Genomic DNA, 22931 nt, shown 5'->3' with positions numbered 1-22931 from the left:
GTTATCGCTACTAAAAATGTAAAAGGAGCCTAAAAAAGGAAGATTTACGACTTCAGGAAAGAATATCTTTTGATTACTCGAATCGCTACTGCTCCAGTACTTGACCCTCCTCCAGCAATATCTTTCTCAGTTCTTCATACTTCACTTCCTGAACGGCAATTCCTTGATCTATCGCCAAGGAAGCAGCAGCCGCAGCAGATTGACCTAGAATCATAAATACAGGTTCCATACGAATAGAACCAAAAGCCGTATGGGAACTCGACACACAAACGGGCACAAGGAGATTGGTGCATTCTTCCTTTTTTGGCAAAAGTGTTCCTAATGATATTGAATAGGGGTTCTTTGGATGAACACCTATATCACCTTCGTTTTGCACATAGCCATCCTCGGTCACAAATCGCTGCACATTATGAGAATCTAGCGAATAGGATCCCATACCCACTGGATTCGGAACTGGTTTGGCTCCAAGCACATCGTGCTCGGTCATCACATAAGCACCTATCATTCTTCGCGCTTCCCGTACGTAAATCTGATGGGGCCAATTGTTATTATCGGTAAACTCATCCTTTGCCAAGCCCCATTGAGCCATCTTTGCTCTAACCGAATCGGGTACTTTTTCGTCATGGGACAAATAGTATAATAAGCCCTGTTGATAGGCTGTATGCTCTTTCAGGATGTCTTTTCGCTCTTCATAGCTGGCCTCGGGATAGGCATAATTTGCGCCTATATAGTCTGTAGAAAATGGCCCGTGATTATTGGTGTCTGTTTTAAGATTCGGAATCGGGTCATACTTATCGAAGGTCTCATCCCAACCGGATGCATAAACTCTGGCTAACAATTCATAGCGAGCAGGGTCATAGCCGGCGGGTTTAGGAAAGGGAACCCGATTCTCAGAATGGCGACTCATAGCCAGTCGGTAGGTATAAGCTTGCAGTTTCTTATCACCTTCACCATTTTCACCAGGAGGATCAGCAGAGATCTCAGGCAACAAACCACTGGTAGAATCCCCCGGAATAAGGTATGCGCTGATATCTTTTTTGAAGTAATGACCGTGCTGATACACACCTACTTGCACGCCATTCCAGGTTTCTCCATAAGTTTTGTTTGACTCTCTTCCTACATGGTAACTCACACCCGCTGCTGCCATCAAGTCTCCTTCATAAGTAGCGTCTATAAAAATTTTACCTCTGTAGGTTTTCCCTGAAAGCGTCTTGATTTGGGTGATTTGACCATTCTCCTTTGTGACTCCAGACTCCCTGTCGAGCCATTCATCCCTGTGGATTTCCAAGTCATTTTCAGAAACAAAATCCTCAAAAACCTGCTCCGCTACATGTGGTTCAAAAATCCACATTGTACGATTCTCCCCGTCCATGGCCGGAGTACCTTGTCCTTTGTTGCCATATTCTTCTTTTTTCTGCCACTTCCACGCAGAATCGGTCTGATAATGCAAATACACCCGATGGTAAAATTCACGAGCTAAGCCCCCAATCACGGATTTATTCCCTGTATCTGTAAAACCCAATCCTCCTGATGAAAGCCCTCCTAAATGAGTATCAGGTGAAACTACAATCACTGACTTACCCATCTTCTTGGCCTGAACAGCAGCTGTAATAGCAGCAGAAGTGCCTCCATAAATAATGAGATCAGCTTGGTAATCAGAAGTATTCTCCGGCTTACAGCCGAAGATTAAAAAGAGGATAAATAGGCTGGATAACAATTTCATAGTGAATAAATTATCTTTGGGAAAATTAAATCTGACCAAAAGGCAGTTCAGCTTTCAAAATAATCTATTTTCTCCATCCATGCTAACTTCTCGTCTTTCTGGCTCATCAACTTTCGATTGACTATCAATAGATCCAAAAAAAATCCCTCTGTGAAAGTTAGTTGTCGTTCAACCGCAACTTATACATAACCAAACCATCATCCTCCGTCTCAGACAATCCAGCAATTTTAGAAACCACAAATTCCCCATCCTTATTCACCACCATGGGGCGATTGCTTGAAGCAGGAAATGGAATATTGGAAGCTAACTGATTAAACTCCTTATCGAAAATCGCTGCGAAATAGGGATTTATCTTTTGAACGGCCAACCTAAATGCATTTCCATCGGATGTTTGCTCTGGGGCTTTCCCTTCAGGTATTCCCTTGGTATAAACAGCGATGTAGTAATCATCTGAAACTAGGATTTCCACCAAATTCCCGCTCTTTTGATTGCTGTTCTGCTGGTAAAACTGACCCGGATCTTCCGATGAACTTGGCAAGTATGATACCCAGTCGGGAATAGCTATTTCCACGGTTTTCTCGTAATCGAATCCATTTCCCCCATTTTTATAGACATAGATTTTCGGCTCTATCCAATCACTCAACAGCAGCAAATCTCCTGTTTGGGTATAGATAGGAAATAACATTCCGTGCATCTGACCATCGAGTAAGGCAGAAGTCTCCGGCAGCTTCACGGTATTAATGGTGTCTTCTGTAGCAAGATTTTGTCCCTCTATGATCGGCGATCTATAAAGTGCCTGATAAAACTCACCTCCACCTGGTGATAAATTTGATGAGCTTGGCAACGGCTTGGGATAGTAGGTTTTACCATCATAATTGAAAACTCCCAACTTAGGATAAAAAGTGTACGGCTGAAAATCGTATGGAACAGTTATCTCCCCCACTTTCTCAGCATCACGAAACTGCATGTACTTGCCTGTTTCGGACAGCACAGTCACGTCTCCTTCCAAATACCCAAATCCAAGAACAGAAGCTACCGCATCTATGCCATCTGGAGTCAATTTCTTATGAGTAACAATTTCTCCTGACTCATTCACTTCCAAGTATTCATCAAACTCATCGGTAGCGAGCAGATAGTTATTCTCCTTGCCATCATATCCCATTAGCATCATTTCGCCAAGAAAATCCACCTGAACCGAATCGGTGATTTCAAATGCGAAATTGAAGGGTTCATTTACTTTTTCGGAATTCCCGCCACAGGAAAATAAGGCGAAAGCTAAAACGCCAACTGGCATTGGATTTTTAAAAAACTTCATTTGTAAATAAAGAAATGCTGGTAATATGTATAAACTAAAAATCAATGTAATCATTTTGAGATCACTACAAAAGTTGACTATTCAACTTTCAGATTTAATTTATAAAGTATAATCCCATCGTCCTCCGTTTCGGACATACCCGCTACTTTGGATACCACCAATTCCCCATCTCTATTTACCACATTGGGGTAATTGCTAGCTGTTGGAAAAGGAACATTCGTAGCCAATTGATTGAAGTTTTTATCGAAAATCGCTGCATAGTTTGGGTTCTTTTTCCGTATCGCCAATCCGTCTCTTGTTGGCGGGCCGAGTTCATTCATTTCTTCCTCGGAAAGTCCCCTATTATATACAGCAATATAATAGTCCCCAGCCACCAAAATATTGGTCAGAATTCCCGTACGTTTTTTCCCGTTTATTTCAAAAAACTGCTCGGCTTTATCCAAAGAAACTGGAGTGTAAGGCACCCAATCCGGAACATCTACTTCAACGGTTTTTTCAAACTCAAATTGATCTCCTACTTTTTTATAGACATAGAATCTGGGCTCAAACCACATGCTTAGCAGTAATTTGTCTTGATCCTTGGTATATACCGGAATCGGAAATCCATGAACCTGATCACCAAGTAAATCCGAAGACTCAGGTAAGCTAAGTGCTCCTAAGGTGTCTCCAGTGGTTTTATCTTGAGATTCTATGATAGGCAGTCTATACAATTCCTGATAGAACTCCCCTTCGTCCATATTTACAGCTAGGGTCTCTGGCCAAGGCTTTGGATAGTAGATTTTATCTCCAGATTCAAATACCCCCAATTTTGGATACATCATAAAGACCTGAAAGGGATAAGGAATACTGATTTCACCTACTTTGGAAGAATCCTGAAACCTGAAGTAGCCTTTAGGGGGATTAAAAACCGTCACATCTCCATTAAAATACCCAAGACCTAATGCTTGCCCTACCGCATCAACACCATCTTCATTGAACTTATTATGGATTAGGATTTCACCCTCACTGTCCACTTCCAGATATTCATAGTATGCATCATTAGCTAATAGGTATTTGTCTTTTTTAGGATCGTAATCCAGCAACATCATTTCGCCTAGGTAATCTACCTGAACCGAGTCGGTGATTTCCAGAGAAAAGCTTTTCTGTTTTTGATTACTTTCTGAATTCTGACTACAAGCAAAAAAACTAATTGCTACAGTACCTATTGCTAATTGGGGTGTAATGAATTTCATGTGAAAAATTTAAGATTTAAGATATGACTATTAGAACCATATCTAAAAAACTAATTCTTTGATAAAGATACAAACCCTTAAGCTTTTTTAACCAAATCTCAATTTCACAGTAATTTATGAACCCACTCCCTAAGCCCAGGAACCACACACGCTTCAAACCAAGGATTTCGACGCTGCCACATACGGTTTCTCGGAGACGGATGCACCAGCGGTAGATATTCTGGTAGATATTCTTCAAAAGCACTCACAGTTTCCGTAAGTGTCGCTTTTTTTCTCGCTCCCAAATAATACTTCTGTGCATATTGCCCGATTAATAAAGTCAGTTGAACATCAGGCATCTCTGCCCTCATCCGCTCATGCCAAGTAAGGGCACACTCTGGTCTCGGTGGCATATCTCCACCACTACCTCTGCCAGGATAGCAAAAGCCCATCGGCATAATTCCGAAAATTTCAGGATTATAAAAAAGCTCAGGTTTCACCCCCATCCATCTTCTCAACTCCTCTCCACTTGGATCATTCCAGGGAATTCCTGTAGCATGCACCTTGGTACCTGGCGCTTGGCCGATGACCAAAATCTTACTTTTTGGATGAATGGAGAAAACAGGACGAGGTCCGAGCGGCAAGAATTTTTCACAAAGCGTACACGACTGAGCCTCAACTACTAAAGAACTAAAACTATCCATTGACCGACATTTCTGTCTTTATACTACACATTTTGAACAAAAAAAGAAGGAAAAAATCCTCATAATCAATTTAGTCATGATTTTGTGCTAAATTAAAGGCTATTCACCTGGACAACAAACGATTAATTATAAACAAACCATTGTTAATAATAGTTAAATCCATCACGCCGCTTTAATGCGTATTTAGTAAAATATCTTTCAACCAATCTTCTGAAAATGCCATGAAAAGTACTTACTCCCTTTTTGCCCTAATCATTTTTATTTGTGCAGGATGCTTTTCCTCCAAAGATTATGTAACCGACTACGACTACAATTACCAAGCTTCATTTAAGCGGTACAAAACCTTTGCCTTCGTGGTACCCACAGAAAAAGATACGAGTATGATCTCACCTATGCTGACAGCCACGATTGGGGCGAGGTTAGGTTCTCAGGGTTTTCGTGAACAAGAATCCAAACCGGATTTATTGGTCAGCTACAAAATCTTCATGGACTCTATTCGCTACAGAGGGTATGTCCAGCCGGAATTTGACTACTACTTGCAGCGGGTAAGCAATGTACCGGAAACTGAAGATGGGGAATTGGACAAGGAGCAGGAAAAAGATGAAACCTACAATCAGGTGAGATACAGCGAAAATCAGGGCATGCTAGTCGTTTATGTCATTGATAGCAAAAGAGGAAATACCATTTGGCAGGGATATACAGCCGCCAATTTTGATTACGACTCACCAAACTTCCAATCAGATGTGACTCGTGCAGCATATCGAGTGATGAACGAATTCAAAGTCATAAATCGTTTGATGGAGTGATAAATCAGTATTTCTGAGTAACCAATTAGTCAACCTGTGTAGAGATTCCACACATTTTTGAAGAGGTTCCAACTTAACATTGGAACCTCTTCTATTTTTAAAAACAGCGCTAGTTAGCTCTGTCACCCCTTTTTCCTTAGAATTAAGCAAGATCACCTCATTTTTCTTGTTGTGGCAATTGCTTTGAAATAGTTGATACAAATACAAAGAAATCAACTTATGAAATCGAGCATGACTAAAAAGTCACACATTGGCATGATTATAATCGTTGCGAGATTCCATATGACCTTTAAAAATCAAATTATAAACAGATGAAAAAATCACTAATTGTTACAGGACTTTTGAGCGCCACTGTGATGGTGTCATGTGTATCTAAGAAAAAATACACCGAACTGGAAGGCAATCTTTTCAGAACCCAAACTGAACTAGCTACTACCGAACAAGAAAAGGCTGAGCTAGAAGAAAAGATGCAAATCATAGAAAACAGAGTTGCTGAATACAATGCCAGAATAAACTCCCTTCGTGATACTAATGATGCACTGACCATGCAGAATGATGGAATGTATAGTTTGGAGGGTGCTACCATGATGTCCAAAAACTCGAAGGAGAAAATGAAACAAACCCTGGCGAATGTGGATCAAGCTAAACTTGCGGAAGCAAAAACTCTGGAAGATTCAGTGAATCTCGCAGTGGAATATAACTTGAAGAAAAACATCACTGAAACCACAGTTGATAGCGAAGAGGATGATGTAAATATTAGCATCGATCAGACAGTGGTGATGATCTCTGTTTCTGACAAGTTGCTATTCAACACCGGCAGCTATAGAATCAACTCAAAAGCAGATCCATTATTGCAGAAATTGGCTGAAGTGATCAATGCTGAGCCAAGCCTACAAGTGATGATCGAAGGTCATACCGACCCAAGAACAATTTCAACCGGAGTAGTTCAGGACAACTGGGATCTTTCTGTGAAGAGAGCTACCAGTATTGTAAGAAAACTTCAGGAAAGCTACAATGTAGCTCCAGAGAAAATGATTGCTGCGGGAAGAGCTAGCTACATGCCTATCGTAGAAAATGATTCTCCTGAAAACATGGCGATCAATAGAAGAACAAGAATTGTGTTGATCCCGGATCTAGACATGTTCTTTGCGATGCTTTAAACATCAAAAACCACCAACACACTTTAACCACCACAACCGGAAAGCGGGCCTTAGAGCCCGCTTTTTTTGTGTTTTCACCTCACAGTGTTCATAGCTATTTGTGACCCCACTTTTTAGAGCTTATCTTCTAGATACACCTAAATAAAGTACTGACCTCAATACACATACATCATTTAAAGTTGGTATATTCTCTCAAAAAGAATGGTGCCAACTCAAAAATCAATAGACAAGCTTTCTTATCAAATAATTGGAGCAGCAATAGAGGTTCATAAACACTTAGGGCCTGGATTACTTGAAAGTGTGTATCACAAATGTTTGGCAATAGAATTAGAAAGCAGAGAAATAAAATTCAACAGTGAACTAATAATTCCAATAGAGTATAAAGGGCATATAGTAGATACTCAACTTAGATGCGATTTTTTGGTCGAAAATCTAATTGTAGTTGAAATAAAATCTGTGTCAGAAATTCCCCCTATCCATCAAGCCCAAATAATCAATTATCTAAATCTCTTGAAAGCACCGAAAGGCATTCTTATAAATTTTAATGTTGTAAACATTTTTCACCATGGCCAAAAAACTTTCATCAATAAATATTACGAATTACTGGATAGTGAATAAACTTGAAAAAAGTATAAATATGAAACCCAATTTCTATGGTTAATAAAGTTAAACCACATAGTCACATAGGAATACATAGCTATAATTATCAGTATCAAAAAGCTATGAAAATCTATGTGACTATGTGGTAATGTAAAACGTAGATCTACTCCAACACCTCCAAGGTACCCAACGCATGCTGCATCAAGACTTCCTGGAAGAACAAAGTATAAACTGCCTGAGCTTGATCAGCCTGGGCACTCACCAGTTGCTGATTGGCAGTGGCTAAATCTACGAAGTTGGAAATACCCAATCGAAAACGCTCCGAAATTGCATTTTTTGCTTCCTCAGCTGCCAAAACCTGCACGCCTGTATTACTTTCTTTTTTCACAGCAGCCAAGTAATTCAAATAAGCCAGCTTGACATCCTGATATATTTTCCTATCCATGGATTCCTTTTGTAGAATCTGGTTTTTGTAAGCCACCCGGCTCCTACTTACTTCCAGTCTATTTTGGAAATTGTTGAAGATTGGAATGCTCAGATTTAATCCTATTGTATTTAGTGGGTTGTTATCAAAAAGCTGGGTTTGAGTATTGAAATCTTCATTCAATGACGTAGAAAAGGTGGAAAAATTATAATATGCACTGATTCTGGGATAGTACATAGCCTTGATTGCCTTCATATCTTTTTTATAAGAATGTACCAAAAGGTCCTGCTGGACGCCGTCGGCACGGTTTAGCTGAGCAATCTCATACAATTCGGGCATACTCATTCCATCGTACCCCAATTCTTCTGTTCTAGGATCTACAGAATCCAAAACAGGAACCACTCCTGGCTTTAGCTGCAAATACTCTGATAAGTCCCATACGTCACTTTGGTATTGCAACTCAGCATCAACCATTACAGATTCCAGTCTGGCGACTTCTGATTGCTGATTGTACTTATCCGATAGCGTTCGAAGGCCAGCTTCTACAAAACCATCTATCTGCCGCAACGTCTCCTTTTGATTCTCTAGATTTTCAATAGAAATCCTCAACAGCTCCTCATCCAATAGCACTTGCAAATATCTTCTAGCTACATCAAACATTACTTGCTGAGAAGCTCTATCAAGCCCCTTTTCCCCAGCTTCATAAGCAAGTTTGGCAGACTGAGTATCCAAAATCCTTCTGCCGGCATTGAAAATTGGAACATTTAAACTTAAGCCTGCATTTATGACCTCGTTTTTAAAATTCGCTACGACAATCTCTTCATTTATTTGCTGTTGCTGCTGACCTGAAAGTTGCGCAAAGGATGTATTTATATTCGCATTTGGAAGATGTGAGAGCAATGCGGACTGCTTTTGAAGCTTTAACACTTCCATATTGTTGGAAAGAACTTGGTAATCCACATTTGCCGCCAAAGCCAAATCTACAGCCTCACGAAAATTAAGTCTAAGGGTGTCTTGAGCTTGAATTTTTCCTACTGTAAGTGCTACTACTAGTAGCATGATGTACTTTTTATACATGAACAATCGCTTCATCTTTTTCTATTTTACCATCCAGCATATCGATCAATCGAGTGCCGTAATCTGCATTTTCTCTGGCGTGAGTAGCCTGAATTATTGTAGTTCCTTCCCTGTGCAATTCCTGAAATACTTCCATAATTTCCTTTGCCTGTCCAGAGTGCAGATTCCCGGTAGGCTCATCTGCAAGAAGCACGCGCGGCTTTCCTGCCACCGCTCGTGCGATACCTACCAACTGCTGCTGACCACCGGAAAGCTGAGCAGGAAAAAGATCCTTTTTTGCCACCATATTAAATCGGTCAAGGAGATTAGCTATGATGCTTTTTCGCTCATTGGAAGATACGCCTCTATACAAAAGTGGAGTTTCGATATTTTCATATACTGTCAGTTCATCAATCAGGTGATAGGCTTGAAAGATGTATCCGAACTCACTTTTATGTAGTGCTGAGCGCTCACGTTCTTTCATTTTAGCCAAATTCCTATCGCCAAACCAATACTCTCCTTCATAGTCTTCATCAAGTAATCCGAGGATATTTAGCAGCGTAGATTTCCCCGCTCCACTTGGCCCCATGATGGTAACAAACTCTCCCTCATTAATGGTGAGGTTTATTCCTTTGAGCAAAAAAATCCGCTGAAAACGTGATTCTATATACTTGTCTAAATTCTTAAGTTGTATCATTAATGTATGGGAAGATTTTAAAATTGAAAATACTTGTCCGCCGTGGCGGATTGGAAGATTAGAAGAACTAAATACATTTCAAATCCGAAATCTCCAATCCGAAACCCCTCTCCTCTTTTCCACTTTTATGCCATAAAAAAATGCCTCTGAATAAACTCCAGAGGCATTTTTATACTTAAATACGCTTTGCTTTCTCGAACATTTTTGTTCGCCAGCGAACAAAGACAACTTATCAAGGATCAATTTTCAAATTCAATGATCAATTCTCAAGACTTTGGACTTTGTACATGGTACTTAGTACCCAAATTAGAACTTCCGATACTTCCCATCTAAGAACTCATTAGCTTCCTTCTCATCGAACTTAGCTTTTTTGCTGTTCCAGTGTAGTGTTTGATTAGGGAACCTACCTGCGATCACCCCTAGCAAAATCGTCTCAGTCAATCTCGCTGCATAGGAGAATGGCGCTGAACACTCATCTTTGCCCATGCAGGCATCCACAAACTGGTGGTAATGCTTTTTGCTTTCACCCTCGTAATCCTTCACTGGTTTGCCCAAATTGAATGATTCAATATCCATTTCTACATACTGGCCGTCCACGATTTTACGAGGAAGCTGCTGGAAATGTGGCAAAAGTAATCTTCCCTTGTCTCCCATAAACATCGCTCCCTGATCAGGAAGCTCATCTCCATTTGGCAAAATCAAATCCGGATGCTCCGAAGGTGCTCCTGGTCCATCGTACCATATCCAGGTAAGTTTCTCAGCAGTATATTCAGTACCTGGAAATTGGTAAGTCACCATATTGTGCTCAGGAAAACCAAAATCGGTCGGCAGACGGCACTCGTTAAGAATAGTTTCTGGCACATCAAGTTTCAGTGCATTGTATGGCGTATCAAAAATATGTACACCCATATCGCCCAATGTACCACAGCCGTAATCCATTATTTTTCTCCAGTTTCCTGGGTGATAATATCCTTCTTTGAATGGCCTTTCAGGTGCTGTTCCCTGCCAAAGGTTCCAGTCCAATGTAGCCGGTACTGGATCAGAACCGGTTGGTTCAGGACCATCATAGCCCCAGTTTTTTGGAGACCAAGCTCTTACGGTATGTACTTTGCCAATGATACCAGACTGGATCAATAGCGTCGCAAGTTTATAATCATAGAACGAATGAACCTGGATCCCCATTTGGGTCACCAAGTTTTTCTTCTCGGCGATTTTTTTCATTTCACGTGCCTCTGACACGTGGTGAGTCAATGGCTTCTGACAATAAACCGGCTTGTTCATTTTCATCGCCATCAGCGAAGCCGGTGCATGCGTGTGATCAGGAGTAGAAACTACCACCGCATCGATCTCATTTTTCATCTCCTTCAGCATGATTCTATAGTCTGTATAGATCTTTGCATTGGGGTGAAGCGCATGAGCTTTTGCCAGATTTTCGCTATCCACGTCGCAGAGGAAAGCTACATCTACCAATTCATGCGAGGAAATAGCACTCAAATCGGCCATTCCCATGGCACCAAGACCGATGTGCGCGGTTTTCAGTCGCTCACCTGCTTTCAAATTAGCCAAAAATGACGGTGCCAGAGCTGCAGTCAATAAGCCTAAACCACTCTTCTTGACAAACTCCCGACGGTCAATACTTTCTATGTTTTTACTCATGTTTCAGTGAATTTATTACTGGGTTATTTTATAATTCTTTGATACTGATATTTTTAAAACGGACTACATCTCCATGGCCTAAAAAGCCGATATGCCCCGAACTGCGCCGCAATCCCGGATGATCCTTATGGTCCAAGGTACCGTTTTTACTTGCTTCCAAATAGTCCCCGTCCAAGATGGTCTCTCCGTTCAAAATGATTTTGATATGCGGATGATTAACGATCACTTCCTGAGAATTCCACTCTCCCACTGGCTTCAAAAATCCTCGCTTGGCAGGAATCACTCCATATACAGATCCGTGGTATTGATACTCCTGCAATTCGGCAAACTTCTCTGCGGTGTTATCCAAAATCTGAAGTTCCTTGCCTACATAGGCCGCATCTCCTTCCAAAGGCGCATGAATCCCCAAGCCATTATTTGCACCAGGCGTAAGCTGGAATTCAAAACGAAGCGCAAAGTCTCCATACTCCTTTTCGGTAAATAGATTACCGCCACCAGTTCCTTTGGGATCGATGACAATCATACCATCCTCTGCACGATAGGAAGTCTTATTACCAACCCAGCCATCCAGATTTTCACCGTTGAAAAGGGAAACGAAGCCTTTTCCGGCATTGCTTTTTTGCGAACCACATGAGGTTAAGCCTATTGCAACAGCAAAAAGTGTGAGAAAGAAAACAGAATTTGATTTGGACATTTGCATGGATTGGAAGCGTAAACTGTAACTATTCGGCTGAACTAGGCTGCAATTTAAGGTTTCATGCCAATTTTGGGGTAAAAAACTTAATTAAAAATTTTATTTACTTCTACGGTTATTTATTGATTTTTTTGAAAAAGATAGAATGGAGGGGAGTACAAAGTATCTGGTACAAAGTCCGAGCCTTGAGAGGGTAACTGGTAAGTTTCAACCCTTTCTTGGTCGCTCCACCTCAAATAATTGATTTCTTTTCCACGGGTTGCACCCGCGGTTACTGAGAGGTTGGACCACTTCGTGGTCATCCACCTATAATGAGGGCAAAAACCATGATCCTGAAAGGATCTAACTTATCAATAGCCATGGGTGTCCGCGAAAGCTATCGGGACCCATGGTCTTATCATGTCCAGATTATTCCCAAGACGCAGAATGGGTCGAACTCATCTGCTATTTGTGGACAGGCAACCTAAATCCCCCCTGCCCCCTTTTAAAAGGGGGAGTTGCATCAACTGAACCTCATAGCTAAATTTCAAAAGTGAAAAATTTTTACAAGAAAGATCGAAGTGCCATTGAGGCCATTCCCTCCGCCGCGGCGGAGGACTAGGGGGATTTTTATTCACTCTTCAGCACCTTCCCCGGATTAGTTTGCGAAGCCACATAAGAATGGACTCCCACAATCAGCAAGCAAATCGCCATCACTCCCAAACCTGCTGCTGCAAAGATCAAATAAGGCATATCTACCCGTGTGTTGAAGCCATTCAGCCAGTCATTCAAGAAGTAATAAGCAGGGAAAACAGCAATAAGAAATGAAACGCCCACCAAAATCATGTACTCTTTGGAAATCAGAAATAGGATCTGTTGCAAAGTCGCTCCCAAGACTTTTCGGATGCTGATTTCTTTGGTACGCTGCGCTATCGTGAAACTGGAAAGACCAAATAATCCCAAACAGGAAATCAAAATTGCTAAGCCACAGGCAAAACTGAGTACGTTTTTAATCTTCACATCTTCCTGATAGAATCGGTCAATTTGAGCATCCAGAAAGTTGAAGGACGCTTCTTCATAGGGATAAACCGTCAAATAGATTTGCTCCAAACGCTCTTTAGCTGCAGCTAAATTTTGATCAGAATTGAGTTTCACATTCACCGACTGAAAATATTCAGGATTATAGGTGAATAGCAATGGACGAATTCCTTCCCTAAGTGACCTGGAATGAAAATCAGCAACCACTCCTATTATTTTCACCTGCTCCTGACTGTACCCAACCACTAACCCGACCGCTTCTTCTGCAGATGCAAACCCAGCTTCCTTCACAAATTGCTCATTCACGAGAATCTCGTCGGCTCGGTCGATTGCGTCAGTACCTGCCAAAAGTGGAATGCCATTTACCTTCACAAAAGCAGAATCCACATTCATCACTTGGATGTACATATCCTTTTCGGTGGTGTCCACGGGTATCTTTACATCAGAAGTCCAAAGACTTGTAGATGACACCAGACTACCACTCAAACTGGCGCTTTGCACTATGGCCTCCTGATTATAGCGATCCTGAAGCTGCAGCATTTTATCCGGATCAGACATAAAAGGTAAACTAGCGTACATCACAGCTTCCTTTTCAAATCCCAAGGGCTGGCTCGTCACAAATTTGAGCTGATAATTCAATACCAAAACCAGAATGATAAAAGCGATGGAAGAGGATAACTGTATAACAGTAAGATTCTTTCTGAGAAAAACGCCTAGAGAGTACTTACCAGTTCTGAACATTTCACCCTTCAAAGCGCGCTGAGGATCGTAATTGGATAGAATCAGCGCTGGGTAAATGCCCGTAATCAATGTCAAAAGAACTGGGAAAGCGGCATAAAATAGTAGGTTGAAAAGTGAGAAGTATTCAAGTGTAAAACCCTGTGGCAAGTAAGTTTTAAACAATACTTTCAAGCCTTCCACCAAGCATAAAGCCAATATCGAGCTGACCAAAATAATCAGAAATGTCTCAGCCAGAAATTGAGAAATCAATTGAAACCGGGTACCTCCAATCGTTTTTCTGATGCCTACTTCCTTGGATCGGCCAATGGCTTGGGCAGTTTCCAGATTCACAAAATTCAACGTTGCCAGAACCAAAATGATCAAGCCTATAAAAATCAGTCCCTTTAAAAATGTTTTGGAGACACCGCTGCCTTCATAGGTTTGTCCAAAATGCATTTCTGAAAGAGGCTCTGTGAAAAAGCTGGTACTGTACTTCCCATCATCATCAGCTTCCATATTTTTGGAAATCAAAGGCTTGAAAGCTTCATCTACAGAATTGGCTGACACACCCTGTGCCAGTTTGACAAAAAGCTGACTACTGGAATTCACCGAGGTCCAATCATGAAGCCCATACCATTCTATTTGTTCAGGGGTACTGATGGTGCTCAAGGAGATAAAGTCACGAAATATAAAGTCCGTATTCTCATTGTAATCAGCTATCACACCTGTCACTGAGGCATAGATAGAATCCGAATCTACATACATCAGTTCCTGCCCCAAAACGTCTGAGGCTTCTGACCCCGGGAAATACTTATGTAAACTTGCTTCTGAGATCACCACAGATTCCGGCTGGATCAAGGCTGTTTCAGGGTTTCCGGCAAGCCATTTTCTTGGAAATATTTTAAAGAATCCCGGATCTGCAAAAGTCACCTCATTGGATCTACCAAACACTTTGTCTGTATTGGGTAAAGTTACCAATGTATTATACATGGTGTAAAGCTTGCCTTTCTCTTCGATACCAGAAATTTCTTCCTTGATTACCTCATTCAGAGGACCTGGTGTTCCACTATTAGGAAAACTCCCACCGTCGCCCCAATCTGAAAGGGTATTCACACGGTAAATTCTATCTCCGTCTGGATGAAACTGGTCAAAGCTATAGGAATGCGTCACCACATTGAAAATCAAAAAACAGATGGCAATTCCAATGGACAAACCAAGGATATGAATCCCTGTCCTTAGCTTGTTTCTAAGAAGATTTCTCCAGGCGATTTTAAAGTAGTTTTTTAGCATGTTTTATATGGATTGAAAAATTGGAAGATTTTAAATACTTGTCCGCCGAGGCGGATTGGAAGATTTGTTATATCCGTCATTGGTAACGAGGAACGAGTGAAGCCTGCATTCCGCAGACAGGCAATCTGTTCCGTGAAAGAGATTGCTTTGTCGTCGTACCTCCTCCGCGCAAGGACGGACATCCGACACCCCACATCCGACATCACTCATCCTTCAGCGTCTTTACAGGATTCATTTGCGTAGCACGAAAGGACTGAGCTGATACTATCAGCAAAGTGAACACAATACCAGCGACACCTAAAACCCCGAAATTCAGCCAGGAAGGCCAGGCCTTCACAGCAAACTGCGCTATCCAACTTTGCATAAAGTATAGACTCAACGGCAATGCGACTAAAACTCCAACAACTGTAATCAGTAGAAATTCTTTATTAAACATCCAGGAAATACTCCAGCTGGAAGCCCCCAGCACTTTTCGGATTCCTATCTCCTTTGTACGTCCCGCTATACTCAAGGCCGCCATCGCAAATAAGCCCATCGCCGCAATCAAAATCGCAATGCATGCTGCCAAAAACACCATTTTTCCCAAGCGCTCATCAGCTTCGTATTGCTTTTGAACCGTCTCATCCAAGAAACTAAAACTGAACGCTTCCAAAGGAAATACTCGCTCCCATTCATTTTCCAGCATGGCTTTGAACGATTCGAAGTCAGATCCGTTTCCTTTCACCAACACTTTCGGGTTGGTAGCAGACCCAATCATCAGCGTATTTATTCCGCTAAAGAAAGTCTCTGGACTTTTCGCCAGCACCACAGGCTGAATTTCATTGTAGAGCGAATTATGATGAAAATCTTTCACCACGCCTACGATCTCATGCGGTTTGAACTTGGTATTTGGCATCATTTCCCCTAAAGGGTCATCCCAGTTCATGGCCTTCGCAAAAGTCTCATTGATAACAAAGGCACTGCTATCTGCGCCTGGCATTGGGTTAAAATCCCGGCCTTTTACGATTTCCAGACCCATTGCTTTGATATAATCCCCGCCCACGAAATTCACCCTAAAATTAAACTGCTCGCCACCTTCCATAGGAAATCCAGCGTCCCAGAAAGCATAGTCCCCATAAGTAGAAATAGTGAGTCCGGCCGATTGCACCTCCGATCTCCCAATCAAAGCCTGTCTAAAGAGTTCAGCCTGCTGAAAACCTGCTGTAATTGATTTGACAAAACTGGTACTGGGCACATCCGGCACATCTACTATCACCACCATCTCCTGATCAAAACCTAGGTCAAAGCTGCGTATAGCTTCCATCTGGTTCACCATAATCAAAGTCGAAGCGATCAGCAGGAAAGAAATGAAAAACTGAAAAGCCACTAACCCCTTTCGAAGCGCCTGCTTGCCAAAACGTATGGAGAGGTTGCCTTTGAGAACTTTGATCGGCCTCAAACTAGACATAAAAAATGCTGGATAAGCACCAGCCATGGCTGTTATCAAAACAACTAAACCAAACAGAATCAGGATTTGAATAGGTCCATATTCAAGCATCAATTCCTTTTCGAATAGGCTATTAAAGGTGGGTAAGAGTACTTCTGCCAAAATCAATCCCAGCACCAAAGCTGAGACAGTTGTCAGAAATGCTTCTGTGAGAAACTGAAACACCAACTGCCCAAAGTCCGCACCCATGGTTTTCCTCACTCCCACTTCCTTTGCTCTAGTGGTAGATCGACCGATAGCCATGGTAGTAAAGTTGATACACGCAATCAGAAGTATGTGAAAAGCTATTCCAGCTAATATCCAAAGCAAAGTAGGGCGAGTAGCCTCTATCATACCATAATTTGTGCTTTCAGTAAGTTGCATCTCCGCAATTGGCTGGAGGGTAAATAAATACTCACCTTCCTTATATTCCTCGCCAAGCACTTTCTTCATCATACGCTCCACACCTGCTTCCACCGAAGCTTTTTCCCCAGCATTATTCAGCTTGAGGTACGTATCACCATATACATTATACCAGGAATTTTGGTTTTGCTCTCCGATGCTAAAGTCCATGTTTTCATCGTTCATCAGCATTTCAAACTGTATGCTGCTATTTGCAGGAAGGTCTTTCAAAAGTCCTGTAACCTGATATTCCTGGTAATCATCTCCCATTCGCATCCGGATAGCTTTCCCGATCGGACTGGCATCTCCAAAATATTTCTTGGCAACTTCCTCCGTGATCACCACACCGAACTTATCCTCTAATACTTTTTCCTTGGATCCCTGTAGCAAGGGAAAACTAAAGATCTCAAGAAAGTCTGTCCCTACCATCAAAAAGGGCTGATTCTGTGTCGTTTCCTCATCCAGGTAAGCCTGAGCTGAGCTACCAATCATTCGCGTGGTGTATTTTACCTGAGAAAATTCGCTTTGAAAGGTTGGAGCTGTGATAATAGGGGTAGAAAATGATGTGTTGTACCCCCCTTCTTCTACCTGATGTCTTTCAATTCTAAAAATCTGCCCACTGTCCTTATGGAAATCATCAAAACTCATCTCAAACTGCACAAAAAAGAAAATGAGAACTCCCACTCCCAAACCCAGAGACAGCCCAATCAAATTGATCCCAGTGTGTAATTTGTTCTTCGACAGATTACGGATAGCGATTTTAAAATAATTCTTCCACATAGTATAAGTTCTTAAGTTGTAAGTATGCCTGGCGTGTGTCGATGCTTTTTGACTTACTCCTTATTATTTATTCATTCTTTATTGATTCTACTGGGTTTGCATAGGCCGTTTTCAAAGACTGTATTGAAACTGTAGCATAGGCCAAAATGATGGATATGGCAGCGGAGACGAGGAAAAATCCTGCAGAAACCGGGATTTTAAACGCAAATTGGGCGAGCCACTCCTGCATTAGATAATAACCAACCGGCAGTGCGATAAGCAGGGATATCCCCACCAAAATGAGAAACTCAAATGTGAGCTTATTCACGATAGCCATGGCAGAAGCTCCCAAAACCCGTCGGATCCCTATTTCTTTTCTTTTGGATTCGGCTGTGAAAATGGATAAGCCTAATAAACCCAAACATGAAATCAGTAAAGTTAGAAATGCGAAGGAACCTAATAGCGTGCTTGTTTTTGCTTGCTGATCATATTGTATCGCGATGTCTTCATCAAGAAATTTATAATCGAAAGGCAGTCCTGCATACACTTTCTTCCATATACTCTGCATTGATGATAATAAGGTAGAGCTAACTTCATTTTCAGCTTTGATCAAGGCATAATTAGTCCCATCAAAAGCTGAGTTTATCACTGGAAAATAAACAGTTGGAGAAATAGAAAACCTCAAATCTCGGGTATGATAATCCTTCACTACTCCAACTATATATCCCTTGTAATTAGAGAACAGTTCACCGTTTTCCTCTGTGTAAACACGAACATCACTGCCCAATGCAGTTTCTGCATCTTTTCCTAACCAAGCCAACGCTGCTTCATTGATTATCACAGCTGCATTGTCTAACTGCACAAATCGCTCTCGCATCATTGATTTTACTCCTTTATCTGACCCGTCAGGATTGAATTCCCGACCAGAAACCATCGGTACTCCTAATTTTTCGAAGTACCCAGCATCAACGTACTGAACATTTATACTTCTGCGGTCACTCTCTTTCATACCCGGATAATCAGCAGATGGATTCCAACCTGTATCTATCCCTGGTCGATCACTGGTGAAAATCACAGAGTTTACTCCAGGAAGTTTTTCCATCTCTTGCTTCAGCACATCTCTTTGCTCTTTGGCAAGATTCCCCATCTTCACAGAGACTAAGCCCGAGGAATCAAAACCCATCGAAGCGTTAGTCATAAACTGATGCTGAAAAAAGGCAACGGAGGCACAAAAAACCAATAAAGAAGAAAGTACAAATTGAAACACAACAAAGCTTTTTCTAAGAAATGCCTTGCTTCCACTTAGCATCGACTGTTTCAAAATCATTTCCGGCCTTAAGCCCGAGAGATAAAATGCGGGGAAAATTCCAGCTAATGCCGAAGATCCAAACCAAACACCAACTATTAACAGCTGCATATCAGTATCTCTGGCAATATTAATAGAAATACTAAGCCCCAAACTAGACTCAATAATCGGAACAAGCAGATAAACTAAAATCAGACCTATCACTAGGGCTACCGCATTGATCAAAAATGACTCTGATAAAAACTGACCAATTAGCTGACCTCTCTGGGCTCCATTTACTTTCCGAATTCCAATTTCTTTCATCCGCTTGATCGCTCGGGCTGTCGCCAGATTGATGAAATTGATACAAGCTAAGACCAATACGAAAACACCTATAGATAAGAAGATCCATAAGGTTTGCCCAGACATTGGAGGAGTCCATTCTCCTTCATATTTAGCATTGGTATGTATAGCTGTAATAGGTTGTAGATAATGCACATAGAATTTTGCCTCATCTGCATTCCTGTATTTTGTATTTACAACAGGGATATCCGCGCTTATTTCATCAGGATTTTGGTTCGAGTTTACTTTCACATAGGTGTAAGTCTGAGGCCACCAGAAACTTCCAAAATCTGCGGTCACTGGGAAATCATTGAATGACTTGAACGTGTTCATTCCTGACACAAAGTCAAATGCCATATGGGTATTACCTGGCATATCTTTCAGTACTCCTTTTACTTCGAAAGTAAAATCTCCTGTAGAGATTAAGGTCTTGCCGATTGGATCCTGATCACCAAAATACTGCTTTGCTTTTTCCTCAGTAATCACCACTTGGTATGTGTTTTCCAATACTCCATCCCAACTTCCTTTGATCAACTCAAATCCAAAAATCTGATCAAACCCCGCGTCTGAAAAAATAAACCTATCCTCTCTAAAACTCTCATCCGGTGCCAGACCTTCAGGAGCAAACAGGTATGTACTGATCTGAGTAACACTCACCACCTCATCCAATTTTTCGGAGAATTCCTTGCGAAGCATCGGAGCAACTGCGCCTCCAGACCAAGCCCAATTATTCTTGGATTGAACCTCCTGAACTACTCGATAGACTCTTTCAGAATCTGGGTGAAAAGAATCATAGGAGCGCTCTTGCTTTACATATGCCAGCAAAATCAAGCAACTAGCCAAACCTATGGACAGGCCTAAGACATTGATCAAAGAAAAAGACTTCTGCCTGACCAGATTTCTCCAAGCTATTTTAAGGTAGTTTTTCCACATAGAAATTGCGGTTAAATAGTATTTTTTAAGGAAATCTCAGCTTAGTATTAGTTAATCTCAACCCGAAAGCAGAGAATCCCCTCTACCTTTTCTATAAAATTTCTGTGCCAGTAAAAAAACGGTAAAACAGCCCTCAATTGCCAGATAAATGATCCTTTCGGAAAATCTATCGGACGTTTTTGTCCGCCAGTGGGCAAAGTACACCAAGTGAGGATAGGAAGATATGAACTTGACCTGACTGCTTTAGGAAATGCTGGCATCAAACCTTTTGATTTCAGCATTGGGGTCTCTAAACCAGAAATCTCCGAATTGCACCACATTCCATACGGCAATACTCCCGAAGATTTTTAATTTTACTTTCTATCACTTTTCAATAACCTGTAGCCATGTCAAACGCTGACAATATCAACCCAAAGAAAATTAAGAGCCAATCCAAAAATCGCCGAGCTTTTTTGCAGAAAAGCTCAATGGCAGCTATCTCTGCATTTTTGGGTGCAAATATTGTCCACGCTGCCACCATGCCTAAAGGTTACATCCCAGTGGCTTTGCCAGCGGATTTTGATCCAATGAAAGGGAAAAGTGAAGGGATGATAATACGTAATGAGAAACCATGGAATGTAGAGCCAGCTCCGCATCTTTTGAATGATGCGATCACTCCCTTTGCTAGTATTTTCATCAGAAATAATGGACTGATTCCAAAAGATGTTGATGCAGCAAATTGGACACTGACTATCGGTGGGGAGTCTGCAGTTCAGGAAAAAACATATACGCTCGACGAGCTCAAAAAGAAGTTCAAAGCCTACACCTACCAACTTACACTTGAATGCGGAGGCAATGGCCGGGCTAGCTTTTATCCTCCTGCATCCGGTAATCAATGGGAAGAGGGTGCTGTGTATTGCTCGGAGTGGACTGGAGTAAGATTAAAGGATGTGCTGGCGGATGTGGGCGTGAAACACGATGCCGTGTACATCGGCTATTATGGGAAAGACAAACACCTAAATGGCGATCCAAACAAGGTTGTGATATCCCGTGGTGCTCCCATAGCCAAAGCAATGCAGGATGAGACCCTTTTGGCTTGGGCTCTGAACGGAAAAGATATTCCATTGGCACATGGTTATCCCCTTCGCTTGGTATGTGGCGGATGGCCAGCGTCAGTTTCTGGCAAGTGGCTTCACAAACTCGTGATAAGAAACCAAGTGCACGATGGGGAGAAAATGATGGGAGATGCCTATCGTGTTCCAAAATACCCAGTAGCTCCTGGCGAGAAAGTACCAGATGAAGACATGAAAATCATCGAATCCATGCCGGTGAAGTCCATCATCACCTATCCAAAATCCGGAGCGATGTTTAGCACCTCCAAAAAGCTAAGCGTGCGAGGTCATGCTTGGGCGGGAGAGCAGGAAGTAAGTGCAATGGAAGTAAGCACAGATTTTGGCGCAACTTGGAAAAAATGTACTTTGAAAAAACCAGTTAATCGGCTCGCATGGCAGCAGTGGTCAATAGAGTTGAGCTTTCCTGAGACTGGATATTACGAAATCTGGGCGAAAGCAACTGATGATCAAGGAATCTCACAACCTATGGTCATTCCAGGTTGGAACCCGAAGGGATACTTAAACAATGCCTGTCATAGAATAGCTGTTAAAGTAAGCTAAGAACTATGAACAACGTACCGGACAAACAGCCTTCTAATCAGGCAAAGAATCAACTTTTCAACTCGCTTACCAAATCTGTAGCAGGATTGGCAATACTTGTGGTTTTGCTTTTAGGCTTAGTTCTTTTAGTGGTTTTCCAACCTGAAATTTCTAAACGATTTAACGCTACAACATCAGAAACTTCACCAAAAAACCCAGAGCCTTTAACAGACTTTACTACCGAACTTGTCGATGGAAAAGATGTGGAAACCGGCTTGCTTGCTGGAGAAGGGCTTGAGTTGGTGAAAGCGAATTGTACCGCCTGTCATTCCAGTGCGCTGATTCTCCAAAACCGCTTTACCCGGGAAGGCTGGCATGAAAGAATCGTCTGGATGCAGGAAACCCAAGGTCTTTGGGAACTTGGAGGAAATGAATCAATAATCCTGGATTATCTGGCGGCAAATTATGCTCCGGAAGCTCCTAAGGGGAGACGAGTTCCGCTTACCGGAATTGAATGGTATGAGTTGAAGGATTAACGATCAACTTTCACTTTCTAAACTCCGTGATCACACCCCTCTTTGTCAATGGTATAAGACAAATTTACAATCTTCCAAGCATCCTCTTTTTTGACTAAAGTAAATACATCCACACCACAATGGGAGAATTCTCCATTCAATCTGAACTCATACGGAACCCAAGCCATGGCCATACCTACATGGATTTTCACATCCATAGATTTGGCAGTTTCTAGATAGGAGTTCTTCGATATAAGTGACTTCAAATCATCAGTAAAAAACCTCATTCTATGCCTTGGGGGACTTACCGTGTTATTCACTGTCCAGATCTGTCCTTCCATGAAAGCTACTTGTTTTAATAAAACGGTATCCTGCTTTTCCAAAGCTTCAAAAAACTGATTAACCACAGTTTCAACAGCTTCTACTTCCATATTTTCCACTTCCTGAGAAAAGCAATCGAAGCAGAGGGTGAGCGCTAGAATCAATACTAATTTTTTCATATTTACCTGTCGGTTAGTAAAACACT

Annotated in this window: 18 protein-coding genes; 6 read left to right on the top strand and 12 right to left on the bottom strand. The window is 41.7% G+C overall.

The features are described from left to right. Positions 1-85: 85 nt before the first annotated feature. The 4 genes from BM386_RS20860 to BM386_RS20845 form a co-directional block, all read right to left on the bottom strand. Positions 86-1723 carry an FAD-dependent oxidoreductase gene (locus tag BM386_RS20860; protein WP_091697753.1) on the bottom strand — a complete coding sequence of 546 codons (1638 nt, stop codon included), beginning with the start codon at positions 1721-1723 and terminating at the stop codon, positions 86-88. Positions 1724-1880: 157 nt separating this feature from the next. After that, a complete protein-coding gene (locus tag BM386_RS20855) occupies positions 1881-3038 on the bottom strand; it encodes a hypothetical protein (RefSeq protein ID WP_091697752.1) in 1158 nt (385 codons plus the stop codon). A gap of 77 nt (positions 3039-3115) precedes the next feature. Beyond that, the gene (locus BM386_RS20850; protein ID WP_091697750.1) at positions 3116-4270 is read right to left on the bottom strand and encodes a hypothetical protein; all 1155 of its coding nucleotides are present in this window, start codon (positions 4268-4270) and stop codon (positions 3116-3118) included. A gap of 104 nt (positions 4271-4374) precedes the next feature. Beyond that, the gene (locus BM386_RS20845; protein ID WP_091697749.1) at positions 4375-4953 is read right to left on the bottom strand and encodes a uracil-DNA glycosylase family protein; all 579 of its coding nucleotides are present in this window, start codon (positions 4951-4953) and stop codon (positions 4375-4377) included. Between the two features lie 221 nt (positions 4954-5174). Between BM386_RS20845 and BM386_RS20840 the strand changes: the two genes are divergently transcribed. From BM386_RS20840 to BM386_RS20830, 3 genes are all read left to right on the top strand, one after another. After that, positions 5175-5759 carry a DUF4136 domain-containing protein gene (locus tag BM386_RS20840; protein ID WP_091697747.1) on the top strand — a complete coding sequence of 195 codons (585 nt, stop codon included), beginning with the start codon at positions 5175-5177 and terminating at the stop codon, positions 5757-5759. A gap of 311 nt (positions 5760-6070) precedes the next feature. Then, positions 6071-6919 (top strand): OmpA/MotB family protein, encoded by an 849-nt coding sequence (locus BM386_RS20835; protein ID WP_091697746.1) that lies wholly within the window; start codon positions 6071-6073, stop codon positions 6917-6919. A 201-nt stretch (positions 6920-7120) separates the two neighbouring features. Next, a complete protein-coding gene (locus BM386_RS20830; RefSeq protein WP_091697744.1) occupies positions 7121-7537 on the top strand; it encodes a GxxExxY protein in 417 nt (138 codons plus the stop codon). A 145-nt stretch (positions 7538-7682) separates the two neighbouring features. Here BM386_RS20830 and BM386_RS20825 read toward each other — a convergent pair whose 3' ends face one another. From BM386_RS20825 to BM386_RS20790, 7 genes are all read right to left on the bottom strand, one after another. Next, entirely contained in the window at positions 7683-9035 is a 1353-nt protein-coding gene (locus BM386_RS20825; protein WP_244545588.1) for a TolC family protein, read from the bottom strand. Then, on the bottom strand, positions 9013-9696 hold the full coding sequence (locus BM386_RS20820) for an ABC transporter ATP-binding protein (RefSeq protein ID WP_091697741.1): 684 nt from the start codon (positions 9694-9696) through the stop codon (positions 9013-9015). The genes BM386_RS20825 and BM386_RS20820 overlap by 23 nt, the downstream gene beginning before the upstream one ends. A 306-nt stretch (positions 9697-10002) precedes the next feature. Continuing rightward, on the bottom strand, positions 10003-11352 hold the full coding sequence (locus BM386_RS20815; RefSeq protein ID WP_091697739.1) for a Gfo/Idh/MocA family protein: 1350 nt from the start codon (positions 11350-11352) through the stop codon (positions 10003-10005). A gap of 28 nt (positions 11353-11380) precedes the next feature. Then, complete coding sequence (locus tag BM386_RS20810; RefSeq protein ID WP_244545587.1) at positions 11381-12046, bottom strand: 3-keto-disaccharide hydrolase; 666 nt, start codon at positions 12044-12046, stop codon at positions 11381-11383. Positions 12047-12655: 609 nt separating this feature from the next. Next, positions 12656-15073, bottom strand: a complete 2418-nt coding sequence (locus BM386_RS20800) for an ABC transporter permease (protein ID WP_091697735.1) — start codon at positions 15071-15073, stop codon at positions 12656-12658. Between the two features lie 202 nt (positions 15074-15275). Continuing rightward, the gene (locus tag BM386_RS20795) at positions 15276-17720 is read right to left on the bottom strand and encodes an ABC transporter permease (protein ID WP_091697733.1); all 2445 of its coding nucleotides are present in this window, start codon (positions 17718-17720) and stop codon (positions 15276-15278) included. A gap of 67 nt (positions 17721-17787) precedes the next feature. Beyond that, positions 17788-20259 carry an ABC transporter permease gene (locus tag BM386_RS20790; RefSeq protein ID WP_091697730.1) on the bottom strand — a complete coding sequence of 824 codons (2472 nt, stop codon included), beginning with the start codon at positions 20257-20259 and terminating at the stop codon, positions 17788-17790. Between the two features lie 207 nt (positions 20260-20466). On the opposite strand from BM386_RS20790, the gene BM386_RS23740 reads away from it, so the two are divergent. The 3 genes from BM386_RS23740 to BM386_RS20780 are packed head-to-tail and all read left to right on the top strand — an operon-like array spanning position 20467 to position 22426. Beyond that, entirely contained in the window at positions 20467-20610 is a 144-nt protein-coding gene (locus BM386_RS23740; RefSeq protein WP_170857143.1) for a hypothetical protein, read from the top strand. A 35-nt stretch (positions 20611-20645) separates the two neighbouring features. Beyond that, complete coding sequence (locus BM386_RS20785; protein WP_091697729.1) at positions 20646-21911, top strand: sulfite oxidase; 1266 nt, start codon at positions 20646-20648, stop codon at positions 21909-21911. A gap of 5 nt (positions 21912-21916) precedes the next feature. Beyond that, positions 21917-22426: a hypothetical protein gene (locus tag BM386_RS20780; RefSeq protein ID WP_244545586.1), complete on the top strand. Its 510-nt coding sequence runs from the start codon at positions 21917-21919 to the stop codon at positions 22424-22426. A 17-nt stretch (positions 22427-22443) separates the two neighbouring features. Here BM386_RS20780 and BM386_RS20775 read toward each other — a convergent pair whose 3' ends face one another. Continuing rightward, positions 22444-22905: a nuclear transport factor 2 family protein gene (locus BM386_RS20775; protein ID WP_139235954.1), complete on the bottom strand. Its 462-nt coding sequence runs from the start codon at positions 22903-22905 to the stop codon at positions 22444-22446. Positions 22906-22931: the final 26 nt, after the last annotated feature.

Origin of the sequence: Algoriphagus locisalis (assembly GCF_900116615.1) — a bacterium.
Lineage (GTDB): Bacteria > Bacteroidota > Bacteroidia > Cytophagales > Cyclobacteriaceae > Algoriphagus > Algoriphagus locisalis.
Note: the sequence above shows the minus strand (reverse complement) of the source record. Positions and strands in the feature narration are given on the sequence as shown.